The following is a 22,573-nucleotide window of genomic DNA, read 5'->3' as shown; positions in this document are numbered from 1 at the left end:
CTTGCCGGCGGTCTTTGCTTGCGGATGGGCAATCCATCTTACTGCCAGCTCTTCCTCACCGCCACGTCTTCTTCTTTTTCCAGCGCCGCTCGCCGCGCGCGCCCGCTTCCTTGGCGCCAAGGTAGAACTCCTGGATGTCCTGGGAATGCATCAAGCGGTCGCAGCTGTCGTTCATCACGATCCGGCCGATCTCCAGCACATAGCCATAATGCGCCGTCTCCAGCGCCACCTTGGCGTTCTGCTCGACCAGCAGGATCGACATGCCCTGCTCCTCGTTGACGCGGCGGATGATGGTGAAGATCTCCCTCACCAGCAGCGGCGACAGGCCGAGCGAGGGCTCGTCGAGCAGCAGCAGCGTCGGCCGGTTCATCAGGGCGCGTCCGATCGCAAGCATCTGCTGCTCGCCGCCGGAGAGCTGGCCGGCCGGCTGGTTGATGCGCTCCCTCAGACGCGGGAAATAGCCGTAGACCCGCTCCAGATCCTCCGCGACGCCGTCGCGGTCCTTGCGCGGATAGGCGCCCATCATCAGGTTCTCGCGCACCGACAGGAACGGGAACACCTCGCGCCCCTCCGGCACATGGCTGAGGCCGAGCCGCACGATCCGGTCGGCCTCCATGCGCTGGATCGGCCTGCCCAGGAATTCGATCGAGCCCTTCTGCGGGTCGAGAATGCCGGAGATGGTCTTCAGCACCGTGGTCTTGCCGGCGCCATTTGCCCCCAGCAGCGTGACGATGCGCCCGCGCGGCACTTCCAGCGAGATGCCGCGGATCGCCATGATCGGCCCGTAATAGCTCTCGATGTTGGAGAGTTTCAGGATGATATCGGGTGTCACCGCGGCATCCATGCGTCAGGCTCCCAGATACGCGGCGACGACGTCGGGGTGCTGCTGAACTTCAGTCGGCGAGCCCATCGCCAGCACCCTTCCGTAGTTCAGCGCGATGACCCGGTCGGAGACGCGATTGACCAGCGACATGTCGTGCTCGACCATCAGCACGGTGATGCCGAGCTCGCTCTTCATGTCGCGGATCCAGAACGACATGTCGTCGGTCTCCTCGACATTGAGGCCTGATGACGGCTCGTCGAGCAGGATCAGCTTCGGCTCCGAGCACAGGGCGCGCGCCAGCTCGATCACCTTGCGCACGCCGTAGGGCAGGCCGGAAATCAGCTTGTCGCGGTAGGGTTCGAGATCGAGGAATTCGATGACCTGCTCGACCCTGCGGCGGTGCATCTTCTCGTTGGCCCGCACGCTCGGCAGGAATAGCAGTTCCTGCCAGAGCTGCGTGGTCGAATGCCGATGGCGGCCGACCAGCAAGTTGGAGAGTACGGTCGCATTCTCGAACAGCTCGATATTCTGGAAGGTGCGGGCGATGCCGAGCTTGGCGATGTCGTAGGGCGGCTCTTCCGTGATGTCCTGGTCCTCGAAGAAGATGCGGCCCGAGGTCGGCCGGTAGATCCGCGAGATCAAATTGAAGATCGAGCTCTTGCCCGCACCGTTGGGGCCGATGATCGACAGGATCTCGCCCTTCTCGACCGCGAAGGACACCGCATCGACGGCCTTGAGGCCCCCGAAATGCAGCGACAGGTTCTCGGCGCGGAAATAGCTCATCGGTTCCGCTCCGACTTCACGTAGATCTTCTGCCGCTTGAAGGTGGCGCGCTTGTAGAGCGGAAACAGCTGGAAGAAGAGCTTGATCTTCAGCCAACGGCCGTAGAGCCCGAGCGGCTCGAACAGTACGAACAGCACGATGATGATGCCGTAGATCGCGCCCTTCAGGCCGTTGAGCGAGGCGAAGGCCGCAACGTTCGACTGGATGCTCCCCGCGGTCGCCTTGCCGGCGCCGAATGCCGCCGCGATCCCGGCGATCATGCCGGGCACGTCGTCTTTCAGATAGGTCAGGAACGGATCAATCATCACGATGAAGATCGCGCCCAGCACCGCGCCGTGCAGGCTGAAGGCGCCGCCGATCAGGATCACGATGATGAACTCGATCGAGAGCTGCAGCGTGAACATCTCCGGCGAGATGAAGGAGAGCTTGTGGGCGAACAGCACGCCGGCAAAGCCGGTGATCGCCGCCGAGATCGCAAAGGACTTCACCTTGTAGAGCGCGACATTGACGCCCATGCTGCGCGCCGCCGTTTCACTGTCGCGGATCGCGACGAAGGCGCGGCCGGTCGGCGAACGCAGCAGATTGAGTGTGCCGACGATGGTCAGCACCAGCACGGCAAGGCACAGATAATAGAAAGTCGGACTGTCGCGCGGCACCGTGACGCCGAGCAGCGACAGCGTCTTGACCCGCATGCCCTCGTTGCCGTTGGTGACGCTCTCCCAGCGCGCCAGTATCTCCTCGACGATCAGGGCAAAGGAGATGGTGGCGATGACGAGGTAGATGCCGGTCAGGCGCAGCGCGGGAAAGCCGACCATTGCGCCGATGATGCCGGTCAAGGCGCCGGCGGCGAAGAAGTAGACGGGGAACGGCACGTTGTATTTCTGCAAGTAGGCGGCGGTGTAGGCGCCGATGGCGAGGAACGCGGCATGCCCGAGCGAGGCCTGGCCGGTGAAGCCGGTGAGGATCAGGAGCGCCACGCCGACGGTCGCATAGATGCAGACGAAGACCAGCTGGCTCATCAGATAGCTGGAGAGCACATAGGGCGCGATCAGCAGCAGCGCGAGCAGGATGCCGTACGAGACCCAATAGCCCGAATGCGGGAACAGCTTGATGTCGTCCTCATAGTCGGTCTTGAACAGAAAGCGCATGGCGTTCAGACCTTCTTGCGGACGTGGTGGCCAAACAGACCTTCGGGCTTCAAGAGCAGCACGGCAAGCAGCACGAGATAGGGCGCGACATCCTTCCAGCCCTCGGGCAGGTAGAAGCCGGCCATGCTCTCGATCACGCCGATCAGGACGCCGCCGACCACCGCACCCGGGATCGAGCCGAAGCCGCCGAGCACCGCGGCCGGAAACGCCTTCAGGCCGAGCACGAGGCCGACATTGGAATGGATGAAGGTGATCGGCGCCAGCAGCACGCCGGCGCAGGTCGCGACCGCCGCGCTGATCGCCCAGACGATCGACACCACGCGCTTGACCGGAATGCCCATATAGTAGGCCGCGAGCATGTTCTCGGAGCTGGCGCGCATCGCTGTGCCGAGCGTGGTCTTGTTGAAGAACAGCCACAGCAGCGTGCACAGGATCATCGTCGCGGCGATCACCGACAGCTTGTCGTAGGCGAGCACCAGCGAGCCGATCCGCAGCACGCCCTGGCTGAACGGCGTCTCGATCTTCAGATCGTCGGTGCCCCAGATCATGCCGGCGATCGAGCGCAGGAAATAGCCGAGGCCGATGGTCGCCATGATGATGGAGAATTGCGGATAGCCGAGGATCGGCCGCACCACCACGCGCTCCGCCAGCATGCCGAACAGCGCCATCGCGGCCACCGCACCGGCAAAGCCGACCCAGTAGTTCAGACCCATCATGCCGATGAAGGTGAAGGCGAAGAAGCCGCCCAGCATCATCAGATCGCCCTGGGCGAAATTGACGACCTCGGTGGCCTTGTAGACGAGCACGAAGCCGAGCGCGATCAGGCCGTAGACGCAGCCGAGCGCAACACCGCTGACCAGCTGCTGAACGAAATCCAGCATCGCCGCGCTTCCTCCCGATGCAACCGGCGGCTCTTTTGGCCGCCTTGCCGCATCTTGTGTCCAGTCGCTACGCAGTAGTTTCGCCGCGTCAGCGCCATTTGTCCGGAACCAATTCAGCCTGAACCGCTCAGCGCTGTCAACAAACGGTGACTTGCCATTAGTCCAATCCGGATGACGGAATTTGCCGCCACGCGATTCACCGCGCCGAAACATCTTCGGGTCATGGTCGCGGGGCGATGCAAAACCGGATGGTGTGACCGTCATGAAGCCGGACAGCTCGGCGCTGGAAGTGGTGGGGTTAACGAAGCGTTTTGACCGTCTGGCGGTCGATAGCCTCGATCTCACCATCCACGCCGGCGAATTCTACGCGCTGGTCGGCCCCAACGGCGCCGGCAAGACCACGACTTTGCGCATGGTGGCGGGCCTGCTGCGCCCCGATGCCGGCGCGGTCTCGATCTTCGGCATCGATGCGCTCCAAGACCCCGTCGCCGCCAAGCAGGTGACGGCGTGGGTCTCCGACGAGCCAATGATCTACGACAAGCTGACCCCGCTCGAATATCTCGAATTCGTCGCCGGCCTCTGGGGCATCGCGCCGTCGGTCTCGGAGCCCGTCGCGCAGGACCTGCTCGATTCGCTCGGCCTTGCCCCGCACCGGCACGAGCGCTGCGAGGGCTTTTCCAAGGGCATGCGCCAGAAGGTGGCGCTGGCCGGCGCGCTGGTGCACGATCCCCGCCTCATCATCCTCGACGAGCCGCTGACCGGGCTCGATGCCGTCTCGGCCCGCCATGTGAAGGGGCTGCTCAGCGAGCGCGTCCGCGCCGGCTGCACCGTGATCATGACCACGCATATTCTCGAGGTGGCCGAGCGCATGGCCGACCGCATCGGCGTGATTGCCTCGGGCCGTCTGGTCGCCGAAGGCACGCTGACCGAGCTGCGCCAGCAGAACGGCCATGCCGACACCAGCCTGGAGGATCTCTTCATCGCGCTGGTGACGCTTCCGGAAGCCGCATGAGCTCGGCGACCGCGCTCTCCTGGTTTGCCCGCCACGAGCTCCGGCTCGCCTGGCGCGAATGGTTCGCCATGATGACCGGCGGGCGGCGCAAGCGGACGCGCGCCGCCATCATCGGCCTCGTCTGCTTCGCCGCGCTGCTGCACCTGCCGGCCTGGGCGGTGATCGGCCGTTTCGCCAATCTGCAACTGCCGCTCGACAAATCCTCGCTGATCGTGATCACGGCGACGATTTTTCTCGCCTGGACCTTGATGCTGTCGCAGGCAATCGAATCGGTGACGCGGGTGTTCTACGCTCGCGCAGATCTCGACCTGATCATGTCCTCGCCGGCGCGGCTGGCCAATCTGTTCTCGGTCCGCATCGCCGCGATCGCGCTGACCGTCACCGTGATGGCGCTGCTGTTCTCGACGCCCTTCATCGACGTGCTCGTGATCGGCGGCGGCGCGCGCTGGCTCGCTTCATTCGGGGTCGTCGTCGCCATGGGCCTGTCGGCCGCGGCGATCGCGATCGCCGTCACCATCCTGCTGTTTCGTCTGATCGGCCCGGCGCGGACGCGCCTGATTGCCCAGATCCTCGCCGCGATCATCGGCGCCGGCTTCGTCATCGCGCTCCAGGTCGCCGCGATCATGTCCTACGGCACCCTGTCACGCTTCACCATTTTGACCTCAGGCACCATGGCGGCCTACGCGCCCGATGTCGACAGCATCTGGTGGTGGCCGGCGCAGGCGGTAATGGGCGACAACGAGGCGTTGCTGCTGCTCCTGGCGCTCGCTCTGATGCTGCTCGGAAGCGTCATGGCGATCTTCTCTCACCGCTTTGCCGACACGGCGATCGATGCCGCAGCCTACGGTGCGTCCGGCGGCAGGCGCGCGAAGGAGCGCCCGTTCCGCGCCGGCTCGCGGCAACAAGCGCTGCGGCACAAGGAGTTTTCGCTGCTCTGGCGCGATCCCTGGCTGATCTCGCAGACCCTGATGCAGTTGCTCTATCTGGTGCCGCCGGCACTGCTGCTCTGGCGCAATTTTGCCGATAGCGCCGCGGCGCTGACGCTGATCACGCCTGTCATCGTGATGGCGGCCGGACAGCTTGCCGGTGGACTTGCCTGGCTGACGATCTCGGGCGAAGACGCTCCCGATTTGGTCGCGACGGCGCCGCTGACGCCCTCCAGCGTCATCCGCGCCAAGATCGAGGTGGTGCTGATCGCGATCGCCATCATCTTCTGCCCGCTGGTCGCGGCACTGGCTTTCGCCTCGCCTTACCAGGCAGCGATCAGCGCCGGAGCAATCATCATCAGCGCGGCCTCCGCGACTGCGATCCAGCTCTGGTTCCGAGTGCAGGCCCGCCGCAGCCAATTCCGACGCCGCCAGACCTCGTCGCGGCTGGCGACCATTGCCGAAGCCTTCTCCTCGATCGGCTGGGCCGCGAGTGCTGCGCTGCTGCTCGCTTTGCCTCTGGCAGGCTTGATCAGCGCTCTGATCACGACGAGCCTCGTCGCCATCACCTGGAAGTTCAGCCCAAAACGGGAGTGAGGTGCCAGTGCTCATTTGTCCCTTTGAGGCCGACTTATTCTGCCTCATTGAGAGACATGCGAACGTTCAAGGTAGCCGCTGAGGGGCAAGTCACGCTGACGGCCGAGTTGCTGGAGCACCTTGGTGTGCAGCCGGGCGATAGGCTTGTCGCAAATACACTTCCCAACGGAAGCATCGAATTGAGAGCGGCCCCGAAGGGCAAGATTTCAGATACTTTTGGTCTCCTGCACGCGAAGCGAAAGGGCCCTCCGCTCTCGATCGAGGAGATGAATGAAATCATAGATGCGGCATGGGCAGGCGAGCGGTAGACCTGCGACATTGACGCGCTGTTGATCGTGATCTGTTGGCGATGCGCGGCGTTGCACGCTAGACTTTCCCCGTGACATCATCGGGAACGGACTTATGCGGCGACTGGTTTCGGCGGCTCTGGCGCTGTTCGGCGTATCCCTCGCCCCTGCCCTCGCCCAGCAGCCACCTCAACGCAGCGAATGCCTGGCGATGGCCAACGCGACCCCGCGCATCCTGCCGGTCGCGTTCCGGCAGGCCGCCGGCACCGCCGAGGTCGAGATCACCTATGCCGGCCATTCCACCTATTTCATCGACACGCCCGGCGGCTTGCGCATCGCGACCGATTATAGCGGCGCCTATCAGGTGGGGCGGCTGCCCGACGTCGTGACCATGAACCGGGCCCACAGCACGCACTACACTCTTTTTCCGGACAAGCGCATTCCCCACGTGCTGCATGGTTGGGGCGAGGACGGCAAGCCGGCCATCGTGTCGGAACGCATCGGCGATACCTTCATCCGCAACGTCACGACCGACATCCGCCGCTATTTCGGCGACGATGCCGGTGCCGACATGATCCGCGACGGCAATTCGATCTTCATCTTCGAGGTCGCCGGCCTCTGCATCGGCCATCTCGGCCACCTCCACCACAAGCTCGACGACAGCCATTTCGCCCAGATCGGACGGCTCGATATCGTGATGGTGCCGATCGACGGCACCTACACCATGTCGCTGGACGGCATCTCCGAAATCACCAAGCGGCTGCGCGCCTCGGTGGTGCTGCCGATGCACCGCTTCGCCACCCCGCTCGACGACTTCATGCGCCGGATCGGCCAGCAGTTCGAAATCGACCGGCGCTCCGAGCGGTCGTTCCGGATGTCGCGGGATGCCCTGCCGCCGAAGCCGACGGTGATCATCCTCGACGGGGTCTGAGCCGCAATTTTCTCCAAGCTGCCCGCCGGCCGGCCGTGTTGATCTCGTTGCGACAGGAGATCGACATGACTGATTTTGCCAGACTTTTGCACGCGAACGGACCGAACCCCGAGCATGCAGCGGCGCTTCAACTCTATGGCCGCTTCGTCGGCGACTGGGACGCCGAGATCACCGCCCATGGATCCGATGGCACGAAACACACGGCACCTGGCGAGATCCATTTCGGCTGGGTGCTGGAGGGCCGTGCCGTCCAGGACGTCTGGATCGTTCCCCGCCCCGCAGGCTCTCAGGCCTTTCCGATCGCCGGCAATTGGTACGGCACGACGCTGCGCGTTTACGATCCGACCATCGATGCGTGGCGGATTTCCTGGTTCGATCCGGGCCGCAGCGTCTTCCGCCAGCAAATCGGCCGTGCGCGCGGGCAGGACATCGTGCAGGAAGGCACGACCGAAGCCGGCGAACTGACGCGCTGGAGCTTTACGGAGATCACCAGGGACGCCTTCCATTGGCTCGGGGAAGTGAGGCCGGCCGCCGTATCCGATTGGCGGCTCATCGTCGACGTGAGGGCCAAGCGACGCAAGAGCTGACGACAGCGCCGCTTTGCCGGCGGCGACGGGTGCGGTTGCGCAACGCGCGCTGCTGCGTGACGAGACGAGATGATAGGCTCCCGGTACAAAAACATGAGGGAGCAAACGCCGATGGCTGCAAGCGGTGTGCCCGCCAACACGAGCGGGCTATTCGTCGAGCCGCGCGAGGACTGGCTTGCGCTGCACCAGGAGGAGATCATCGATCCCGCGCGGCCGATCGTCGATCCCCATCACCATCTCTGGAATCGGGGACACCGCTATCTGATCGAGGAGATAGCCGCCGACATCGCTTCCGGCCACAACATCGTCGCCACCGTCTATGTCGATTGCCGCTCGATGTATCGCGCGCATGGACCGGAAGCATTCCGGCCCGTCGGCGAAGTCGAGTTCGCCAACGGCGTCGCCGCCATGAGCGCGAGCGGGGCCTACGGCAAGGCCGCGATCTGCGCCGGCATCGTCAGCCACGTCAATCTGCTGCTCGGCGACGCCGCAAGGCCCGTGCTGGAAGCCGAGATCGCGGCCGGCAACGGCCGCTTCCGTGGCATCCGGCATTCCTCCGCCTGGGACGAAGACCCTGTCGTTGCCGGCATGTATGCGAACCGGCCGAAGGGATTGTTGCAGGATCCGGCCTTCCGCAAGGGATTTGCTTGTCTTGCGCCCCTGAACCTCAGCTTCGATGCCTGGCTATTCCATCCGCAGCTCGGTGAGCTCACCGAGCTTGCGCGCGCCTTCCCTGACACCAGGATCGTGCTCGACCATTGCGGCGGCCCGGCCGGGATAGGCCGCTTCGCAGGACGGCGCGAGGAGGTGTTTGCGCAATGGCGCGCGTCGATCCGGGAGATCGCGACATGCGAGAACGTGGCGGTGAAGCTCGGCGGCCTCGCGATGTGCCTGCTCGGCTACGACTTCCATTTGCGCGAGAGGCCGCCGACATCCGAAGAGCTCGCCGCGGCCTGGCGGCCCTATGTCGAGACCTGCATCGAGGCGTTCGGCGTGAAGCGCGCGATGTTCGAGAGCAATTTCCCGCCGGACAAGGGCCAGTGCAGCTACCAGGTGATCTTCAACGCTTTCAAGCGTATCGCATCGCCGCTAAGCGAGGTCGAGAAGACGGCACTGTTCTCGCAGACCGCAACCGATGTCTACCGGCTCGCGCTGCCATCATGACGAGAAGAGGGGCCGGGATGTTGAATCCCGACCCCTCTTCGTCGTGGCCGCTGGGAAGCGTCCTTGAAACGTTGTTGTGAGCTCTAGCCTGCCCCCATCAGCGAGGCCGGCCGGCGCTCGCCGGTGGCGGTGAAGATCTTCTTTAGCTTGTTCACGACCCGGATCAGGAAGCCGATCATCACGGGATTGGTCTTGCGGCAGAAGGCGATCTTTTTGACGTAGCCCTCGACATGCCATTTGGCATGCGCGCCGTCGCGGAAGAAGATGACGTCGCCGGGGCCGTAGCGCTTCGGCGGGAGCCCATCGCTTTCGAGCACGATCGATCCTTCCATGATCATGATCGTTTCATCGATGTCGTAGTACCAGTTGAATCGTCCTTCGGTGCAGTGCCAGATGATGGTCGAGGCGGTGCCGTCGGCGCTGGTAGACAGGATGTGCGAGCGCGACACCGGGTTGCCTTCGATGATCCAGGACGGCTCGATCGGCCGCAGCTCGAGGTCGACGTTACAACTACCGATTTCAATCAATGAGCGCGACATCTTCTTCCCCAGGGGATATAATAAGTATGGCCGGGTCTCGGCCCGGATTGTTTCGAAAGATGTCGGGAACGCTAGTCATCCGCTTTTAATTCTTTCTTACGCAGGCCTCGAAAATCAGCCGGAAGTTGCAGGCGCGAAACGGTTAACGTCGCGATTCCCCTGCAAATTCGCGCACATGAACCCATCCTTTTTGGGGTGCGACAAAGTGCGCGGAAAGCACCAAAACGGAGCCACTCGGATGCCCCTCACGCCCGAGGTTGTGACAGCCAATCGCGCGGTCGTCGGCCGGCTCGCCAGCCTCGACGTCTCCTTCGTGCCGGACGAGGAGCCCTGGTTCACCGTCGACGGCGTCGAAACCCCCCGGCAGATCGGCAGTGACGGCTCCGGCGGCGCGTTGGTGCTGCTGCCGTCGCTGAATGTGCTCTACGTGTCATCGGAGGGCCGCGCGGGAATTATCGCTGGCACTTTCGAGGCCTTCGTCCAGCTCGTCGTCGCCCGCCCTTATTGGCTCGACATCCTCAAATTTTCCGGCGGCGGCGACCTTCAGGAGATGCGGCGCGCGGCAGAGGCCCTGGAGGCGACACTCGACGACGAGGACGAGATCAACGAGGCCCGCGAGGAGATCCGCAAGAGCCTCGACCTTCGCGAGGCGGATGATCCCGTCGGCGCGCTCTACGAGGCGATCGCTGCTTCCGACGCCATCGTGCGGGCCACCGACGGCAGCCCGTTCACGACATTGTTCAACCGTTTCAGCATCGACAACAATCCGATGCTGCGCAATGCAGCGGCGTGAGCCTAGCGCGACAAATGCCTGGTGCCGCTCCGCTGTCCACCTCCCCAGCCGGGAGAGGTGAAGCGGCCTACTTCGCCCACTCGCCCTTGCGGAACACCGGTACCTTGCTGCCATCGGGCAAGATGCCGTCGATATCGGTCTCGGCCGAGCCGATCATCCAGTCGATATGGATCAGGCTCTGGTTGCCGCCTTGCGCCGCGATCTGCTGCGGGGTGAGCTGCGCGCCGTTGACGAAGCACTTCGAATAGCACTGGCCGAGCGCGATATGAGACGCTGCGTTCTCGTCGAACAGCGTGTTGTAGAACAACAGCCCGCTCTGCGAGATCGGCGAGGAATGCGGCACCAGCGCCACTTCGCCGAGGCGCCGGGCACCCTCGTCGGTGTCGAGCACCTTGTTCAGCACCTCCGCGCCGCGCGAGGCTTTTGCGTCGACGATCTTGCCGTCCTCGAAGCGCACCGCGATGTTGTCGATCAGCGTGCCCTGATAGGACAGCGGCTTCGAGCTCACGACATGGCCGTAGACCCGACGGCAATGCGGCGTGGTGAAGACCTCTTCGGTCGGGATGTTGGCGTTGCAGCTGATGCCGTTCTTGGAGAGCGAGGCACCGCCCTCCCATTCATGCCCGTCGGCAAGGCCGATGGTGAGGTCGGTGCCCGGTCCCGAATATTGCAAGGCGCGAAAGCGCTGGCCGTTGAGCCAGTTGGTCCGCTCGCGCAGCACCGCATTGTGGCTCGCCCAATTGCCCATCGCGTCCTCACGATCGACGCGGGACGCCGCGAAAATCGCATCCGCGAGCTTGCCGACAGCGACGTCCTCTGGATCATCGGGGAAGACCTGCCTGGCCCAGGACGGGCTCGGATAGGCGATGATGTTCCAGTTGGTGTCGAAATTGACGATTTTCTCCAGGGCGGGCTGATAGGCCATCGAGTTCGCCTTGCTGGCGCGCGCCACCTTGGAAGGATCCTCGCCCGACAGCAGCATCGGATTGTCGCCGACGATGGCCAGCCGCGCGGTGTTGTCCGAGAACGCCTTGGCCATGCCCTCGTAGAGCCAGCCGGCGGCACGATCGAAACTGCTGTCGTGGCCGTGGCGGTAGCGCGCCAGCGTCATCTCCTCGTCCGACAGGATCGGCGTCACGATACCGGCGCCGGCCTTGTAGGCATGCACGGCGATCCGCCTGACCAGCGGCAGCGCGATCGCGGGCGCCGTCAGAAGCAGATCCTGCCCCGGCCGCAAGCCCAAGCCCACCTTCACCGCCACCTCGGCCAGCCTGTCGAGCTTCACGGGATCAATGGGAGCGGTGGAATTGCGGTGATCGGTCATGCGGGGCCCTCTGCCGAAAGTCTCTCGTTCAATCTAAGTCTAGCATCGCGAGGCGCAAGTGCGCGAGCACCTTGCGACACGGAGAGATACGCAGTTTCACGCATATTGGTTTTCAACGCGTTGCCGATTTCAGCACCCGGTCAACCATGTCAGGCGCGAGCCCGAGGTAATTTTTCGGTGAGGTGAGCGCCTCGATTGTGGCGCGATCGATGCGGCTCGCGATCCGCGAGTCCGCCGACAGCGCATCGGCCAGGCTCATTCCCTTGTCGTTGGCTTGACGGCAGGCGTCATAAACCACGTCATGGGCCTCCTGCCGGCCGAGCTGCGGCGCGAGCCCCATCATGACCGCTTCGGCCACGATCAGGCCGCGGCTGATGGCGAGATTGTCGTTCATCTTCGCCTCGTCCACGATCAGACCCGCGAGCGCGAACTTCGCCTGATGCAGCGCGCCGGCGGTCAGCACGAAGCTTTCGGGGATGGCCATCCATTCGGCGTGCCAGGGACCCGTGGCGCGCTCGAAATCCTGCACCATGGCGTCGAGCATCAGGCCGGCGTGCTGGCGCACCGCCTTGGACGCCGCCAGCATCAGTTCCGACGAGATCGGGTTGCGCTTCTGCGGCATGGTCGAGGAGGCGCCGCGCCCCTTGACGAAAGGCTCGTAAACCTCGGCGAACTCGGTCGAGGCCATGATCATGAGGTCGAGCGCAATCTTGCCGAGCGAGCCGGTGACAATCGCAACGAAGTTCACGGCTTCCGCAAAGCCGTCGCGCGCGACGTGCCAGGTCGAGGCGGGAATGCCGAGCTTCAGCTCGGCGCAAAGTGCCTCCTGCACCTCGAAACCCTTGTCGCCGAGCGAGGCCAGCGTACCGGCCGCGCCGGCGAACTGGCCGACCAGCACGCGCGGCTTCAGCTGCGCCAGCCGCTCGGCATGGCGATCGAACATCGCGAGCCAGATCGCAGTCTTGTAGCCGAACGTCACCGGCAGCGCCTGCTGCAAGTGGGTGCGACCGGCCATCGGCGTGTCGCGATGGCGTCTCGAGAGGTTCGCCAGGATGCCGCGAAGCTCGTCGATGTCGCGCGCAACGATTTCCAGCGCAGCACGGAGCTGCAGCACCACGGCGGTGTCCATGATGTCCTGCGTCGTCGCGCCCCAATGCACGTAGCGGCCGGCCTCGCCGCACTGCTTCACCATCTGGTGCACCAAGGGGAGGATGGGGTAGCCGACGATGTCGGTCTCCTGCCGCAACAATTCGAAATCGAGCGCGGCGACGTTGGTCCGCGCCGCGATCGCCTCGGCCGCCTCTCGCGGGATCACGCCGCACTTCGCCTCCGCCCTCGCCAGGGCCACCTCGACCTCGGCATAGCGGGCGACTGTCGTGACGTCGGAAAACACCACGCGCATCTCGGGCGTGCCGAAGGCGTCGCGGAACAGCATGGAATCGAGCACGGTGGTGGATGCGCTAAAGGCGGGCATGGGCGTTTCTTCGTGGTGGTTTTATGTGGAACGCAGCTTACGCAGGCTGCGCTGTTCGGCAATGGACAAAGCCCGATACCCCCGTCATTCCGGGCTCGCGCCGAGGGACGCGCCCCGGAATGTCGACGCCCGGCAAGTCGGCCAAAATCGTCAAATCCCGTTTATTCCGATCCGCAACAGCATGGCTGCCATCACGCGATCGTGGTGAACCTGACAGACCTTTCAGCGGACTCACAGACGTCTAGTGAAAATTCATTTTGATTTGATCATTGCCTGATGTCGTTGTGAGGCCTGAGTTTTCGACGTGCAGTTTCTGTTCCGGGACCACCTTCTCGATACCGACTTGCGCGAGCTGAGCCGCGCGCAGGTTCCAATTGCCGTGGAGCCGCAGGTCTTCGATCTCGTCGTCCACCTCATGCAGAACCGCGACCGGGTGGTCAGCAAGGACGAGTTGATCGACAAGATCTGGCACGGGCGCAGCGTCTCCGAATCCACCCTGACCAGCCGGATCAACGCCGCCCGCAAGGCGATCGGCGACAGCGGCGCGAGCCAGGCGCTGATCCGCACCATCGCCCGCAAGGGCTTTCGCTTCGTCGGCGATGTCGAGGCCAAGAATGGCGCGGTGGGTGGCGCGATCGCGCCGGAGCCTGACCGCACCGCCTTTATGCCGCGCGCTGCGCTGGCGCTACCCGAGCGGCCCGCGATCGCCGTGCTGCCCTTCACCAATATGAGCGGCGAGGCCGGACAGGATTATTTCTCCGACGGCATCAGCGAGGACATCATCACCGCGCTGTCGAAGCTGCGCTGGTTCTTCGTGGTCGCAAGGAACTCGTCCTTCGTCTACAAGGGCCGGGCCGTGCACATCCGCGAGGTCGCGCGCGAGCTCGGAGTGCGCTACGTGGTCGAAGGCAGCGTGCGGCGGAGCGGCGAGCGGGTGCGCATCTCGGCCCAGCTCAACGACGTCTCGACCGGCAGCCATCTCTGGGCCGAGCGCTACGATCGCGAGCTGGCCGACATCTTCGCCGTGCAGGATGAGATCACCGAGGCGATCGTCGCCGCGATCGAACCACAGCTCTATGCCGCCGAAAACTTTCGCGCCCAGCAGAAACCGCCGGGCAGTCTCGACGCCTGGGACCTCGTGATGCGCGCGCTGTCGCATCATTGGCGTATCACCCGCGAAGACAACGCCGCCGCGCAAAGGCTGCTCGAACAGGCCGTCGCGATCGATCCCGCCTATGGCAAGGCGCTGGGCCTGCTCGCGACCAGCCACATCTTCGGCGCGCATATGGGTTGGGCCGACATGGAAGCAACGGTACCGATTGCCGAACGCGCGGCGCTCGCGGCGGTGGCGGCCGATCGCGAGGACGCCTTCGCTCATCACGGCCTTGCCTATGCCTACCTGTTCCGCCGCCGCTTCGACGACGCGCTGGCGGAGTTCGAGCTGGCGCTGCAGCTCAATCCGAACTTCGCAATGGCGCATGCCTTCTACGGCGTGACGCTGTGCTACGCCGGTCGATGGCAGGACGGCGACGCCGCCGCGCGCCGCGCGCTGCGGCTCAGCCCGCGCGATCCGCTCGCGGCGATCTATTGCGGGGTTGCGGCCTATGCCCGGTTCGTCGGCCGCGACTACCAGGGAGCCGTGCAGATGGCGCGGGAATCAATGAGACAGCGCGGCGATTTCGTCGGCGCGCACCGCGTGCTGACGGCAGCGGCCGGGATGTCAGGAGATCCGGCGCTCGCTGCTTCCGCGCTGGAAGGTCTGCGCCGCGCTCAGCCCGAGGTCTCGCTCGATTGGATCACGCGCGAGCTGCCGATGCTGCGGGATGAGGATCGTGCGCATTATCTGGAAGGATTGCGGCGCGCTGGAATGAAGTGATGACGGCGCGACAATGAGCGCTCATCGTCTCCCATTGCCGCCGCAGTCGCAGGCGAAGCGCTAATCGTCGTCGGGCCCGAACAGCTTGATCTGCGGGAAGCCGCCGCGCGGCCGGCCGGCGTAATCGCGCGCATCGGAATCCTCGCGGATGTTGCGTGCGACGTCGTCCCAATCGGTGCGGTCGCGCAGGCCGCGCTGCTCACGGCCCTCGTAGTAATGGCGGCGCTCGGCCCAGCGCTCGCGGCGCTCGATCCGGCGCCGCTCGGACGCGGTGCGCTTCACGTCGGAATCTTTCGCCTTGGCATAGGCGTTGTCAGGTGAAGAGGCTGGATCGACCGATGCTTGCTGCTCGCCGGGTTTTGCGGCTTTCGGTGACGACGCAACTGTCGGCTTGGACTGTTCCTTGGGTGGCTCAAGCGCGGCCGCCTGTGAAGGCGGCGGCGCCGGTGGTTCGGCATTCGCCTGAGCGGGCTGCGGGTCAGGCCTTGTGGCGTCAGGTTTGGCGGCTTCAGGCTTGGCTTCGGCCTGCGCCGGAGCGGCGATCATCGCGCCAAAGGCTTGCGAGCCGGTGAGATAATTGACGCGCTCCGAGGGTGCGTTTGTCGCCGCCGGCGCGCCGGCGGATTCGGCGCGCTGCGCCATCCTGCTGGTGTCCGGGCCCTGTTTGGACGTGACCGGATTCATGATGTTGCCGGCAACGATCCCGCCGCCCAAACCAATGGCGATGGCTGCGACAATGGTTCCGGCACCGACGAAATAGGCTGTCGAGGCGCGCATTGATCCACTCCCTCTTTGGGGCGAGCAACGCGCGTTGATTGCGGGATGTTCCTGGTGTGGAAGCAGTTCCTGAAGGAACTTAAGCGTCAGATCTGCTGCGCGACCTTTTCGAGGCCGATGATGCGGGCGAGCTTGCGCACTTCCTCTTTCTGGTCGTCACGCAGCTGGAACAGCAGCGGCATTGCCGCCGACTTCAGCTGCTGGACCTCGTCGCAATTCGGATCGATCGGCACGCCCGGCGCATGCGGATTGGAAAGCTTGTTCGCCGAGATCTTGCGGACGACATTGCGCAGCGCGGTCTCGACCGAGGGCCAATAATATTCCTGCGACGACGATAATTTCAGGCGGTCCCTGATGCCTGCGATCTGCACGTCGGACAGCAGCGCATAGTTCTTTTGCGGCTGCGGCTTAGCCACCACCTTCGGCTTGGCCGGAACCTCGACCGTGGGCACCTCCGCCGCAGCGGGCGCTTCAGACAGGCCCGGCGACGCCTTGGGCATCGGGAAATCGGTGGGCGTGGCGGCGGCAAAGGCCTGGCGCAGCGGCTCGGCCAGCACGGGCGCCTGCGAAAGCCTGTCGGCCGGCACCTGGACCGGCTCGATCGCGGCCGAAGCCAGGGCGAGGGTCGGGACCAGACGGTCGGCCTTGGCGGCGCGGTTGGTTGCGAGCGGCTTGGGCGGAGGCGTTTGCGCGATCATGTCCTCGCTGACGCTGGGGACGCTGTCGCGGCCAAGGATGGCGGTGGTGGCGGCGCCCAGGACGAGGAAGCAGGTCAGCACAACGATGGTGATGGCTTTGGACAAACGTCTCTCCGGAACGGACGCTTCACGAGTTTGTTAACGATGGCCGGGAAAAGGGCACGAATTATGGCTTGAGTGTGCCTTGGTTGCGACAATCAGCATGTGTGCAGCGACATTCGGCGCAAAAGGCAAAGGAAATCAGGCAGCTGCGGCCAGATCGTAGGCGTCCTGGATGTCCGCGACGATCTCCGAGGCCTCCCAGACCGCACGCGGCTCGACCGATTGCAGCGCCACCGTCCAGTTGCCGCCCCGGCGGGTGCGGGGGACGCTGACGATGTCGAAGCGGACGTTGCGGCACAGCGGGTGGCGGGCCAGGGCATGAGCGACGCGAACGCGGATTTCGTCCAGCGAAGCCGCAATCTTGGTGTTGAGATAATCGAAATCCATCGCCTGTCCCTCTCGGTCCTGATTGGCGGCCGTGAGAGGATTCTTGGCGGGCGATGGTTAATCTGCCGTTAAGTGAGCGGGGCGGAACAGCGCGGGATTAACCGTGATCGGGATGGGCAGACCCTGCCCTTTCCGCAATCCTACGGGCAGCAGCGCGCCCTCGCCTCACGATATTCGACCAGTGTCCGCGCAACGAGATCGTCGACAGGGAGCACGTCGGTGACACCCGAGGTGGAATGTCCCCCGCTCCAGATATCGCGCCAGCGCTTCGGCCGGCTCTCGCGCTTGGCGACGTCGATATCCTCAGCGATGTCGATCGCCCCGCGCGCCGGCAGATCGTCGGGATCAAGCCCGGCGGCCACGATCGACGGCCTCAGCATGCTGGTCTGCAGGCCCGTGAACGCGGTGGTGAGCAGGATGTCGTCGGCGCTGCTGTCGACCAGCATCCGCTTGTGGCGGTCGTCCGCCATGCTCTCGCGCGTCGCGATGAACTTGGTGCCCATGTAAGCGAGATCGCAGCCGAGCACTTCGGCCGCATGCAGCGCATGGCCGTCGCTGATGCCGCCCGCGAGCACGATGACGCCGTCATAGAACGCGCGCACCGCGCGAACGAAGGCGAACGGGTTGAGCCAGCCGGTCTGGCCGCCGGCGCCCGCGGTGAGCAGCACCAGCCCGTCGGCACCTGCTTCCGCCGCGCGTTCGGCATGACGGATGGAAGCAACGTCCGCCAGCACCAGCGCACCGGCATCGTGCAGCGGCTTCACCACGGCTGCGGGCGAGCCGACCGACGTGATGACGATCTCCGGCCTGTGCCGCAGCAGCACGGCGAGATCCTGCTCCAGCCGCGCATTGGAGCGATGCACGATCAGGTTCGGGCAGAGCGGCGCTGCCTTGCGGCCGGTTTGAGCTTCGTGCTGGCGCAGCCGCGTCTCGATCACGGTCAGCCATTCATCGAGTTGGTCCGTGCTGCGGCAATTCGCGGTGGGGAAGCTGCCGATCACCCCGCTCTGGCAGGCCGCGACCATGAGCTCGATGCCCGACACCAGGAACATCGGAGCTGCGATCAAAGGCAGAGCGAGACGATCGCCGAAGCGTTGCAGTCGATCTGAGCGCACGCCAATCTCCTTGTCGCTGTTGCCTCGTCCTTGCGGGCTTTGTCGTTTCCTCCCGCAGTCTCTGTGCTAGCGTCATCGGCAACATTGGCACGTCAGAAGCCGGTGACAAAGCAACGAGGAAACATATGTCCGATTCGCTCCACGCATCGTCCCCGACTTGTGCGCAGACGCTACGGGCGCTGTCGCGCTATCCCGGCCGCACCGCCTTCGCCTGGCCCGGCGGATCGTTGAGCTATCAAGGCACCGTCGACCTCATCGGGCGCATCCAGGGCGTGTTCATGCGGCTCGGCTTGCAGGCCGGCGCGCGCGTCGCCTTCCTCACCGCGAACCGCGCCGACACCTGGTGCGCCGGCGTCGCCTCGCAATTGTCGCGGCTCTGCATCACCTGGCTGCATCCGCTGGGATCGCTGGAGGACCAGCTGTTCCAGCTCGAGGATTCCGAGGCCGAAATGCTGGTGGTCGATGCGGCCGCCTTCCGCGATCGCGGTGGCGAGCTTGCGGCGAGAGCGCCCCGGCTGAAAGCGATCTTCACCATGGGGCCGGCCGGATACGGTGTCGATCTGCTGGCGGCGGTCGAGAGCGCGGGACACGCCAGCGCGCAGAACCTCGCCGGCCTCGACGATCTCTCCACGCTGAACTACACCGGCGGCACCACCGGAAAATCCAAGGGCGCGCTGCGCTATCACCGCGAGAATGCCGGAGCCGCGGCCGCGATCCTCGCCGATTTCGAGATCCCCGACGCGGCACGCTACCTCACCGTCGCCCCGATCAGTCATGTCGCCGGCACGAAAGTGCTGCCGACCTTGATGCGCGGCGGCACCGTGCACATGCTGAAAGGATTCGATCCCGAGGCGGTGCTGACGACGATCGCACGCGAACGCATCAATTTCACGCTGTTCGTGCCGACCATGATCTACGTGCTGCTCGATCATCCCGCGCTGGATAAGACCGATCTCTCCTCGCTGGAGCTGGTGCTCTACGGGGCATCGGCGATGTCGCCGAGCCGGCTCATCGAGGGCATCGAGCGCATCGGACCGGTGTTCTCGCAGCTCTACGGCCAGACCGAATGCTATCCGGTCTCGGTGCTGCGCAAGGCGGATCACGATCCCAAGACGCCGGAGCTGTTTTTGTCCTGCGGCTTCCCGATCGCAGCCTGCGAGGTCAGGATCCTCGACGACAACGACGCGGAGGTGAAGACGGGCGAGGCCGGCGAGATCTGCGTGCGCGCGCCGCATGTCATGGCGGAGTACTGGAAGCGGCCCGACATCACCGCCGAGACGCTGAAGAACGGCTGGGTCCACACCGGCGACATCGCGCGCCAGGACGAACGCGGCTACATGTTCATCCTCGACCGCAAGAAGGACATGATCGTGTCCGGCGGCTTCAACATCTTCCCGCGCGAGGTCGAGGACGTGCTGTCGCAACATTCCGATGTCGCCATGGTCGCGGTGGTCGGCATACCCGACGAGAAATGGGGCGAAGCCGTCACCGCCATCGTCGTGCCGCGCGAGGGCGCAAGGCCTGATCCGGACGAGCTGATCAACCTGGTCAAGACGCGAAAAGGCTCAGCCCATGCGCCCAAGCAGATCCAGTTCGTCAAGCAATTGCCGATGACCGGCGTCGGCAAGGTCGACAAGAAGGTGCTCCGCGCGGGCTTTTGGAGCGGCCAGGACCGGATGGTGGGATAAATCCCCGGGATTCTACGGTGTCATTGTGGCCCGGACACCACAGAGAGCAACGGAGTGTGCGCGCGCAGTGCCCGCGCAATTGCCGGCGAATCGGGGAATCACCTAGACCGCTGACGGGGCTGGGAAGCGGAGTAAGAGATGAGAGTCGCTTCCCTGGAAAGTGCAGTCGCCGCGGTCACATTGATCACGGCTATCATTGTGGTGCTGTGGGAGATCAAGATCTTCTACGGAATGTGAACTGGCAGGATGCCCCGGTCGAACACGACCATGCATCCCTTCCGCGGCGGCGGAAGCCTGCCGTTCAATTGGCAATGCGCGACATGGCGCTCACGCAGTTGGTGTCATCGCCCGGCCCCGACCGGGCGATCCAGCATTCCAGAGACAGTCGTTATTGAATCGAGAGGCCGCGGCGTACTGGATGCCCCCGCGTTCGCGGAGCATGACAGTGAGAACGAGGCGCGGGCGTCGTACCTTCGCCGCTCACCGCTTCTCGATCACCAGGCTCTGGACCGCGCGGCCGAAATAGCCCCGGCGGTCGGCGAGGCGCGACATTGCGAGGCCACAGCCATCAGGGCCGATCCAGGATTCACCGTCGAGCAAAATCCACTCGCCGACCGGCTGACGCGCGAAGCTCACGGTGAGGTCGGCATTGATGTAGGTCCAGGCGCGGAAGTCCAGCGTCGAGGCGGTGCCGTTGGAGAAATCGGCGGCGACCACGGCGCGCATGGCCTGCGAGATCGCTTCGCCTTCGATCAGCGGATGATCGACGCGAAACCAGATCGCGCCGGCACCGGCCTGGCCGAAGCGGCCGCGTGCAGCACGCATCGAGACCAAACGCACGAACGGGCTGGTGGCGGCGTGGCCGTCTTCGATCAGCGAATCCTCCGGCGACGGCAGCGTGACCGGCAGGTCCTCGACGTCGTCGGGCAGGTTCAGCGCCTGGCGCCTGATCTTGAGCACGGTGGCGCCGACGACCTGGACGCCGTCGGCCAGCAGCTTGATATTGCAGAGCTGGATCTTGCGGCCCTCGCGCAAGACCTCGGTCACGATCGTGAGCGGCGCCACCGGCACCGGTCGCATCAGGTCGATGGTGACGCGCGCGATGTCCATCGGAGCAGGCGTCGGGATACGCTCGGCCGCCCATGTCACCAGCGAGGCCGGCGCCGAGCCGTGCTGCATGCGCCGGTCCCAGGGACCGGCGGCATCCGGGCTGGTGACGACGCTGTTGCCGTCGACGCGGTAGATGGCGGTCATCGTTTCAATCAGTCTCGGTTGGCGTTCCCCGGACGCTGCGCAGCGCGTAGCGGCGCGCTGCTGAGCCGGGGTCCATGCATCGCGGCGATGGGTCCCGGCTCTGCGGAGCAATGCTGCGCATTGCACCGCGTCCGGGACACGAGAACTACAACGGCGGATCGATCGCTTCGTCGTATTCCTTCTTGAAGCGCGCGATCATTTCGGCCGCGGGCACGATGCCGTCGATGCTGCCGATGCCCTGGCCCGAGCCCCAGATTTCCTTCCAGGCCTTCGGCTTGGCGCGCTCGCCGGAGGCGTCGGTGCCGAAATTCATCTTGGAGGGATCGGAGGTCGGAAGGTTCTCCGGATCCATGCCGGCGGCGAGGATCGAGGGCTTCAGGTAGTTGCCGTGCACCCCGGTGAAGAGGTTGGAATAGACGATGTCGTCGGCGCTCGATCCCGCGATCATCTCCTTGTATTTCTCGACCGCGTTGGCTTCCTTGGTGGCGATGAAGGCCGAGCCGATATAGGCGAAGTCAGCGCCGAGGATGCGCGCGGCGCGGATCGCCTTGCCGTTGCCGATCGCGCCCGACAGCGCGATCGGGCCGCCGAACCACTTTCGCGTCTCGGCAACGAAGGCGAGCGGAGAGATGGTGCCGGCATGGCCGCCGGCGCCGGCCGCGACCAGGATCAGGCCGTCGGCGCCCTTCTCGATCGCCTTGTGGGCGAATTTCTGATTGATCACGTCGTGGAAGACGATGCCGCCCCAGCCGTGAACCGCCTGGTTCAGCTCCTCGCGGGCGCCGAGCGAGGAGATGATCATCGGCACCTTGTACTTGGCGCAGAGCTGCATGTCGTGGTCGAGCCGGTTGTTCGACTTGTGCACGATCTGGTTGACCGCGAACGGCGCCGACGGCCGTTCCGGATGCGCGCGGTCATAGGCCGCGAGCTCCTCGGTGATCCGTGCCAGCCATTCGTCGAGCAGCTCCGGCGGCCGCGCGTTCAGCGCCGGAAACGAACCGACCACCCCCGCCTTGCACTGCGCGATCACGAGATCTGGCACCGAGATGATGAAGAGCGGCGAGCCGATCACGGGGATCGACAGTCGCCCCTTGAACAAGGCAGGCATGGACATTGCGAAACGATCCTCTGTTGGTCGGTCAATGGAAGGTTGGCGCCATACCAACAAGGCAATCTTTCCACTGTCAAGTATTGCGTTTTGCCGCCGGGAGGATGCGGCGGCCGCAATTCCAAGCAGCGGAATTCTAGCCCATCCGTCTCCTCCGTCATTGCGAGCGCAGCGAAGCAATCCAGGCTGTCTCCGCGGAAGCACTCCTGATCTTCCCCCAAAAAAGTGGACAGGGTTCAAGCCGATTTTAGCTCCATCTCGACCGGGCTGATATAGCCGATAGCCGAGTGTCTGCGGTG

At 64.7% G+C, this 22,573-nt stretch carries 22 protein-coding genes; 9 read left to right on the top strand and 13 right to left on the bottom strand.

Annotated elements, in window-relative coordinates:
* Positions 1–55: 55 nt before the first annotated feature.
* The 4 genes from XH84_RS08155 to XH84_RS08140 are packed head-to-tail and all read right to left on the bottom strand — an operon-like array spanning position 56 to position 3,635.
* Positions 56–844, bottom strand: coding sequence for an ABC transporter ATP-binding protein (locus XH84_RS08155; protein ID WP_128922313.1), 789 nt, complete (start codon positions 842–844; stop codon positions 56–58).
* Positions 845–847: 3 nt separating this feature from the next.
* Positions 848–1,606, bottom strand: coding sequence for an ABC transporter ATP-binding protein (locus XH84_RS08150; protein ID WP_128922314.1), 759 nt, complete (start codon positions 1,604–1,606; stop codon positions 848–850).
* The gene (locus XH84_RS08145) at positions 1,603–2,754 is read right to left on the bottom strand and encodes a branched-chain amino acid ABC transporter permease (protein ID WP_128922315.1); all 1,152 of its coding nucleotides are present in this window, start codon (positions 2,752–2,754) and stop codon (positions 1,603–1,605) included. The genes XH84_RS08150 and XH84_RS08145 overlap by 4 nt, the downstream gene beginning before the upstream one ends.
* 5 nt (positions 2,755–2,759) lie before the next feature.
* A complete protein-coding gene (locus tag XH84_RS08140) occupies positions 2,760–3,635 on the bottom strand; it encodes a branched-chain amino acid ABC transporter permease (protein WP_128922316.1) in 876 nt (291 codons plus the stop codon).
* 262 nt (positions 3,636–3,897) lie between these two features.
* On the opposite strand from XH84_RS08140, the gene XH84_RS08135 reads away from it, so the two are divergent.
* The 6 genes from XH84_RS08135 to XH84_RS08110 all read left to right on the top strand — a co-directional run bounded on the left by XH84_RS08135 (position 3,898) and on the right by XH84_RS08110 (position 9,139).
* Complete coding sequence (locus tag XH84_RS08135) at positions 3,898–4,647, top strand: ABC transporter ATP-binding protein (protein ID WP_128922317.1); 750 nt, start codon at positions 3,898–3,900, stop codon at positions 4,645–4,647.
* A complete protein-coding gene (locus tag XH84_RS08130; RefSeq protein ID WP_128922318.1) occupies positions 4,644–6,170 on the top strand; it encodes a permease in 1,527 nt (508 codons plus the stop codon). Before XH84_RS08135 ends, XH84_RS08130 begins: the two co-directional genes overlap by 4 nt.
* Before the next feature lie 56 nt (positions 6,171–6,226).
* Complete coding sequence (locus XH84_RS08125) at positions 6,227–6,478, top strand: AbrB/MazE/SpoVT family DNA-binding domain-containing protein (protein WP_128922319.1); 252 nt, start codon at positions 6,227–6,229, stop codon at positions 6,476–6,478.
* A 94-nt stretch (positions 6,479–6,572) separates the two neighbouring features.
* Positions 6,573–7,388, top strand: coding sequence for an MBL fold metallo-hydrolase (locus XH84_RS08120; protein ID WP_128922320.1), 816 nt, complete (start codon positions 6,573–6,575; stop codon positions 7,386–7,388).
* 65 nt (positions 7,389–7,453) lie between these two features.
* Positions 7,454–7,975, top strand: a complete 522-nt coding sequence (locus XH84_RS08115; protein WP_164936618.1) for a hypothetical protein — start codon at positions 7,454–7,456, stop codon at positions 7,973–7,975.
* A 111-nt stretch (positions 7,976–8,086) separates the two neighbouring features.
* Positions 8,087–9,139 (top strand): amidohydrolase family protein, encoded by a 1,053-nt coding sequence (locus XH84_RS08110; RefSeq protein WP_128922322.1) that lies wholly within the window; start codon positions 8,087–8,089, stop codon positions 9,137–9,139.
* A gap of 83 nt (positions 9,140–9,222) precedes the next feature.
* Here XH84_RS08110 and XH84_RS08105 read toward each other — a convergent pair whose 3' ends face one another.
* Positions 9,223–9,678, bottom strand: coding sequence for a cupin domain-containing protein (locus XH84_RS08105; RefSeq protein WP_128922323.1), 456 nt, complete (start codon positions 9,676–9,678; stop codon positions 9,223–9,225).
* 238 nt (positions 9,679–9,916) lie between these two features.
* On the opposite strand from XH84_RS08105, the gene XH84_RS08100 reads away from it, so the two are divergent.
* Positions 9,917–10,471 (top strand): hypothetical protein, encoded by a 555-nt coding sequence (locus XH84_RS08100; protein ID WP_128922324.1) that lies wholly within the window; start codon positions 9,917–9,919, stop codon positions 10,469–10,471.
* A 67-nt stretch (positions 10,472–10,538) separates the two neighbouring features.
* Here XH84_RS08100 and XH84_RS08095 read toward each other — a convergent pair whose 3' ends face one another.
* Both XH84_RS08095 and XH84_RS08090 read right to left on the bottom strand, forming a co-directional pair.
* Positions 10,539–11,795 (bottom strand): aminopeptidase, encoded by a 1,257-nt coding sequence (locus XH84_RS08095; protein ID WP_128922325.1) that lies wholly within the window; start codon positions 11,793–11,795, stop codon positions 10,539–10,541.
* 112 nt (positions 11,796–11,907) lie between these two features.
* Positions 11,908–13,269: a class-II fumarase/aspartase family protein gene (locus tag XH84_RS08090; RefSeq protein WP_128922326.1), complete on the bottom strand. Its 1,362-nt coding sequence runs from the start codon at positions 13,267–13,269 to the stop codon at positions 11,908–11,910.
* 304 nt (positions 13,270–13,573) lie between these two features.
* Between XH84_RS08090 and XH84_RS08085 the strand changes: the two genes are divergently transcribed.
* A complete protein-coding gene (locus XH84_RS08085; protein ID WP_128922327.1) occupies positions 13,574–15,145 on the top strand; it encodes a winged helix-turn-helix domain-containing protein in 1,572 nt (523 codons plus the stop codon).
* Between the two features lie 60 nt (positions 15,146–15,205).
* Here XH84_RS08085 and XH84_RS08080 read toward each other — a convergent pair whose 3' ends face one another.
* From XH84_RS08080 to XH84_RS08065, 4 genes are all read right to left on the bottom strand, one after another.
* A complete protein-coding gene (locus XH84_RS08080; protein WP_128922328.1) occupies positions 15,206–15,922 on the bottom strand; it encodes a hypothetical protein in 717 nt (238 codons plus the stop codon).
* Between the two features lie 86 nt (positions 15,923–16,008).
* On the bottom strand, positions 16,009–16,725 hold the full coding sequence (locus tag XH84_RS08075; RefSeq protein ID WP_164936619.1) for a hypothetical protein: 717 nt from the start codon (positions 16,723–16,725) through the stop codon (positions 16,009–16,011).
* 135 nt (positions 16,726–16,860) lie between these two features.
* The gene (locus tag XH84_RS08070) at positions 16,861–17,109 is read right to left on the bottom strand and encodes a hypothetical protein (protein ID WP_128922329.1); all 249 of its coding nucleotides are present in this window, start codon (positions 17,107–17,109) and stop codon (positions 16,861–16,863) included.
* Positions 17,110–17,249: 140 nt separating this feature from the next.
* The gene (locus XH84_RS08065; RefSeq protein ID WP_164936620.1) at positions 17,250–18,224 is read right to left on the bottom strand and encodes an NAD(P)H-dependent flavin oxidoreductase; all 975 of its coding nucleotides are present in this window, start codon (positions 18,222–18,224) and stop codon (positions 17,250–17,252) included.
* Between the two features lie 125 nt (positions 18,225–18,349).
* Between XH84_RS08065 and XH84_RS08060 the strand changes: the two genes are divergently transcribed.
* Positions 18,350–19,912 carry an AMP-binding protein gene (locus tag XH84_RS08060; protein ID WP_128922330.1) on the top strand — a complete coding sequence of 521 codons (1,563 nt, stop codon included), beginning with the start codon at positions 18,350–18,352 and terminating at the stop codon, positions 19,910–19,912.
* A gap of 480 nt (positions 19,913–20,392) precedes the next feature.
* Here the strand turns inward: XH84_RS08060 and XH84_RS08055 are convergent, their stop codons facing one another.
* Positions 20,393–21,166 (bottom strand): thioesterase family protein, encoded by a 774-nt coding sequence (locus XH84_RS08055; RefSeq protein ID WP_128922331.1) that lies wholly within the window; start codon positions 21,164–21,166, stop codon positions 20,393–20,395.
* Positions 21,167–21,311: 145 nt separating this feature from the next.
* Positions 21,312–22,280 (bottom strand): NAD(P)H-dependent flavin oxidoreductase, encoded by a 969-nt coding sequence (locus XH84_RS08050; RefSeq protein WP_128922332.1) that lies wholly within the window; start codon positions 22,278–22,280, stop codon positions 21,312–21,314.
* Positions 22,281–22,573: the final 293 nt, after the last annotated feature.

Source organism: Bradyrhizobium nanningense, from assembly GCF_004114535.1.
GTDB classification, from domain to species: domain Bacteria; phylum Pseudomonadota; class Alphaproteobacteria; order Rhizobiales; family Xanthobacteraceae; genus Bradyrhizobium; species Bradyrhizobium nanningense.
The sequence above is the reverse complement of the archived record's forward strand: the minus strand, read 5'-3'. Positions and strand labels throughout refer to the sequence as shown.